Raw genomic sequence first — 4,535 nt, 5'->3', positions numbered from 1 at the left:
GGCCCGCTTCCTGTCGTCCGGTTCCTCTGCCGCCGCTGCGGCTCAGGGCGTGGTCGCCGGGGCCGGGGCGGTCGGGCCGCCGCCCAGCGGCGTCGCGTTCTGCGGCTGCTCCTGCGGGGGGAGCGCGCCCTGCGGAGCCTCCGGCCTCACGCCCGGGACCGTGGGAGCCGCCGCCGGCACCGCGGCCTGCGTCCCCCCGCGGAGGATCGAAGCGCGCCGCTCCGCCCCGCTGGACATCAGCGAGAGCGTCAGCGCGAGCACCAGGAAGACCCCCCCGCCCCACCAGGTGGTCCTGGTCAGCAGCGTGGCCGCCTGCCGGCCGCCGAACAGCGTGTCGGTTCCGGCGCCGCCGCCCATGGCCGCCAGGCCTCCGCCCTTCCCGGCCTGCAGGAGGATGACCGGGATCAGCAGGAGGGCGTCCAGGATCAGCAGGCCCAGGAGGAAGTAGTACACGGGTGCACGCAGTTGCAGGTGAATCGTCAGGAACCCGAGAAAGCTATGGCTCGCCGCCGCCCTGTCAAGGCGTCGCCGTGCAGACGGCCGCGAAGCCGGCGGGATCCAGGCTCGCGCCGCCCACCAGCACCCCGTCCACCTCCGGCGCGGACAGCAGCTCCCGCGCGTTCTCCGGCTTCACGCTCCCGCCGTACAGGATGGGCACCGCGGCGGCCGCCTCGCCGCCGAACGCCTCCCGGAGCCGCGCCCGCACCTCGGCGTGCATGGAGGAAGCGTCCTGCGGCGTCGCCGTCTCCCCGGTGCCGATGGCCCACACCGGCTCGTACGCCACCAGGAGCGAAGCCGCGTCCCCCGCGGAGAGCCCCGGGAGCACCGCGTCCAGCTGCTCCCGCACAGTCGCCTCCGCACGCCCGGCGCGCCGCTCCTCGATCGTCTCGCCCACGCAGAGCACCGGCCGGAGCCCCGCGTCCAGGGCCGCCCGCACCTTGCGCGCGGTGTCCTCGCCCGTCTCCCCGAACACGTGGCGCCGCTCGCTGTGCCCCACCAGGATGAACTCCGCCCCCGCGTCCGCCGCCATGGGCGCCGAGACCTGCCCGGTGAACGCGCCCTGCCGCTCCCAGTACACGTCCTGCACCCCCAGGGCCACGTCCCCGCGCCCCGCGACCGCCTGCCGCGCCGCCTCCACCGAGATCGCCGGGGGGAAGAAGACGACGGTGCGGTCCTCCCGCGCCTCGTACGCCGCGAGGAAGGCCTCGAAGAAGGCGCGCGTCTCCGTCGGCCCCTTGTGCATCTTCCAGTTGCCCGCCAGGACGGGCCTGCGCAGCGCCGTCATGCGCCCTCCCGGTCCGAGAGCGCCGCCACGCCCGGGAGCGTCTTCCCCTCCAGGAACTCCAGCGAGGCGCCCCCGCCGGTGGAGACGTGCGAGATCCGCTCGGCCAGCCCCAGGTCCGCCACGGCCGCCGCCGAGTCCCCGCCGCCCACCACCGTGGTGGCGCCGCGGTCCGTCGCCCCGGCCACCGCGCGCGCGACGCCCTCGGTCCCCTTCGCGAACTCCGGCACCTCGAACACGCCCATGGGCCCGTTCCAGAGCACCGTCTCCGCCCCGGCGATCACCTCGCGGTAGGCGTCCACCGTCCTCGGCCCCAGGTCCAGCACCATGCGGTCCCGCGGGACCTCCGCGCGCTCGACGGCGGTGGTCTCCGCCCCCGCGTCCATCTTCGCCGCCACGACGCAGTCCACGGGGAGCACCAGCTTGTCGCCGGAGGTGCGGAGCAGGTCGGCGGCCATCTCCACCCGGTCCTCCTCCACCAGCGAGGTGCCGGTCTCCAGCCCCATCGCCCGGAAGAAGGTGTTCGCCATCGCACCACCGATCAGCAGCCGGTCCACCTTCGGGAGGAGGTTCTGGATCACGTCGATCTTCCCGGAGATCTTCGCCCCGCCGATGATGGCGACGAAGGGCCGTCCGGGCTCCTCCACGACGCGCCCCAGGTACTCCAGCTCCCTCTCCATCAGCAGCCCCGCCGCCGCCGCCCGCCCGTCCTCGCGCATGACCTCCGCAACGCCCGCGGTGGAGGCGTGCGCCCGGTGCGCCGCCCCGAAGGCGTCGTTGACGTACAGGTCGCCCAGCGCCGCCATCTGCCGGGCCAGCTCCGGGTCGTTCTTCTCCTCGCCGGGGAGGTAGCGCGTGTTCTCCAGCACCAGCACGTCACCGTCGCCCATGTCGCGCGTGGCCTGCTCCGCCTGCTCCCCCACGGTGTCGCCGACGAAGTCCACCTTGCGGTCCGGCATCAGCGCCGCGAGCCGCTGCGCCGCCGGGCGCAGCGACATCTCGGGGACGCGCTTCCCCTTCGGCCTACCGAAGTGCGCCAGGATCACCACCCGCGCCCCCGCGCCGGTCAGCAGCTCCAGCGTCGGGAGCGTCGCCCAGATCCGCGTGTCGTCGGTGATCTCCCGGCGCTCGTCCAGCGGCACGTTGTAGTCCACGCGCAGGAGGACGCGCTTCCCCTTCAGCTCGCGCTCCCCCAGGTCCCGCAGCGTCAGCTTGTTCATCGGTGTCGTCGGAGGGTGTGTCTGAATCTCGTGTCGGAGGCGGGCCGGAGGGCCCCCTCCCCCGCCCCCTCCCCCGCAAGCGGGAGAGGGGAGCACTTCACCTGCCGTTCGGTGCCTCCGCGCAGGGGGTGACAGGGAGGGGGTGGGGGTGGTCGGAGGAAAAAGCCTTGTGTTCGAGCGTAGCGAGTTTGGCTTTTTCCGGAGATCACCCCCGCCCCCGACCGCAACGCGACGGACTCCCGGCAAATCGAATCCCCCAGCCCGGGTTCTGGGCTGGGGGATCGAACGGCCGCGAGGGCTAGAGCCGCTTGCCCATGTAGCGGGCCAGGTCCACGCAGCGGTTGCTGTACCCCCACTCGTTGTCGTACCAGGCCATGACCTTGACGAGTCCGGCGAGGACGTTGGTAGAGGCCGCATCCACGATGGACGAGGCCGGGTTCCCGGTGTAGTCCACCGAGACCAGCTCCTCCTCCTCGAACGCGAGGATCCCCTTCATCCGCCCCTCGGCCGCGCGGCGCAGGGCGTCGTTGACCTGCTCGGCCGTGACCTCCTGGTCCAGCTCCGCGGTGAGGTCCACGATGGACACGTCCGGGGTCGGCACGCGCATGGCGACGCCGTCGATCTTCCCCTTAACCTCCGGGATCACCAGCCCCGTGGCCTTGGCGGCGCCGGTGGTGGTCGGGATGATCGACATGCCGGCGGCGCGGGCGCGGCGCAGGTCCTTGTGCGGGAGGTCGAGGATCTGCTGGTCGTTGGTGTAGGCGTGCACGGTGGTCATCAGCCCTCGCCGCCACCCGAACTCGTCCAGCAGCACCTTCACCACGGGGGCCAGGCAGTTGGTGGTGCAGCTCGCGTTGGAGACCACGTGGTGGTTCGCCGGGTCGTACTGCTCCTCGTTCACGCCCAGCACGACCGTGATGTCCTCGCCCTTGGCCGGGGCGGAGATGATGACCTTCTTCGCGCCCGCGTCCAGGTGCTTCGCGGCGTCGTCCCGCTTCGTGAAGCGGCCCGTGGACTCGATCACCAGGTCCACGCCCAGGTCGCGCCAGGGGAGCGCCCCCGGGTCCTTCTCGGAGAGGACCCGCACCTCGTCGCCGTCCACCACCAGCGCGTTCTCCCGCGCCTCGACGGTGCCGGGGTAGTGCCCGTGCACGGAGTCGTGGCGGAGGAGGTGGGCCAGCGTCGCGGTGTCGGTGAGGTCGTTCACCGCCACGAAGTCCACGTCGGCGACGCCGGCCTCCTTGGCGGCGCGGAGGACGTTGCGCCCGATCCGGCCGAAACCGTTGATGGCAACCCGAATGGCCATTGTATCTCCGTGAATGCGAGGATTTGAAAACGTTCCGCTTCGCGCCCCGTCAGCGGTCCAGCCCGGGAACGACGCGCGCGAAGGTCGCCACGCTCACCACCCGTGCGCCCGCCTCGAGGAGCGCCTGCGCGCAGGCCTCGGCGGTCGCGCCCGTCGTCCACACGTCGTCCACCAGGAGCACGTGCTCCCCGCGGACCCCGCTGCGCCGCCCCTCCGGGACGGTGAAAGCGCCCGCTACGTTAGCCCGCCGCTCATCGGGATGCAAGGCCGTTTGCGTACCGCTGGCGCGCCTTCGCGCGAGCATCCCCGGATCGGTCGTTCGACCAGTGCGCGCCGCGAACGCGGCGGCCAGGAGGACTGCCTGGTCGTAGCCCCGCTCCCGCACGCGGCTGGGGCTGGTGGGCACCGGGACGACGAGCCGCGCTTCCTCCTCCACGTCCTCCGGGAAGGGGAGCGCGGCCATGCGACGGCCCATCGGCTCCGCCAGGGCGGACCACCGGCGGTACTTGAGCGCGTGCACCAGCTTCCGCGACACCTCGCCCATGGCGAAGGCGGAGCGCACCGCCCGGAGCGTCGGCGGCAGGTCGGCGCAGGCGGTGCAGCGCACACCCGCTTCCCGCCCGTGCGGAACCGGCGTCCAGCAGCGCGGGCACCGCGGCGCGGGGAGCTCTCGCACGCGCGCCCAGCAGAGGCGACACACCAGCCGCTCCCGCTCCGAGGTCGGGAC

General features: G+C 73.1%; 5 protein-coding genes. All 5 read right to left on the bottom strand.

The features are described 5' to 3' along the window. Positions 1–42: 42 nt before the first annotated feature. Complete coding sequence (gene secG, locus VGR37_09875) at positions 43–453, bottom strand: preprotein translocase subunit SecG (GenBank protein ID HEV2147697.1); 411 nt, start codon at positions 451–453, stop codon at positions 43–45. A gap of 64 nt (positions 454–517) precedes the next feature. Then, positions 518–1,285 (bottom strand): triose-phosphate isomerase, encoded by a 768-nt coding sequence (gene tpiA / locus VGR37_09870; GenBank protein ID HEV2147696.1) that lies wholly within the window; start codon positions 1,283–1,285, stop codon positions 518–520. Next, the gene (locus tag VGR37_09865; protein HEV2147695.1) at positions 1,282–2,502 is read right to left on the bottom strand and encodes a phosphoglycerate kinase; all 1,221 of its coding nucleotides are present in this window, start codon (positions 2,500–2,502) and stop codon (positions 1,282–1,284) included. Before VGR37_09865 ends, tpiA begins: the two co-directional genes overlap by 4 nt. Before the next feature lie 298 nt (positions 2,503–2,800). After that, on the bottom strand, positions 2,801–3,808 hold the full coding sequence (gene gap / locus VGR37_09860; GenBank protein HEV2147694.1) for a type I glyceraldehyde-3-phosphate dehydrogenase: 1,008 nt from the start codon (positions 3,806–3,808) through the stop codon (positions 2,801–2,803). A 49-nt stretch (positions 3,809–3,857) separates the two neighbouring features. Then, positions 3,858–4,535: ComF family protein (locus VGR37_09855; GenBank protein HEV2147693.1), on the bottom strand; the 678-nt coding region annotated here is incomplete at its 5' end.

Source organism: Longimicrobiaceae bacterium, assembly GCA_035936415.1.
GTDB lineage: Bacteria > Gemmatimonadota > Gemmatimonadetes > Longimicrobiales > Longimicrobiaceae > JAFAYN01.
The sequence above is the reverse complement of the archived record's forward strand: the minus strand, read 5'-3'. Positions and strand labels throughout refer to the sequence as shown.

Bases quoted from the DNA above. Each gene is read 5' to 3' on its own strand.
- tpiA (HEV2147696.1), bottom strand. From the start codon at position 1,285: ATGACGGCGCTGCGCAGGCCCGTCCTGGCGGGCAACTGGAAGATGCAC.
- VGR37_09865 (HEV2147695.1), bottom strand. From the start codon at position 2,502: ATGAACAAGCTGACGCTGCGGGACCTGGGGGAGCGCGAGCTGAAGGGG.
- gap (HEV2147694.1), bottom strand. From the start codon at position 3,808: ATGGCCATTCGGGTTGCCATCAACGGTTTCGGCCGGATCGGGCGCAAC.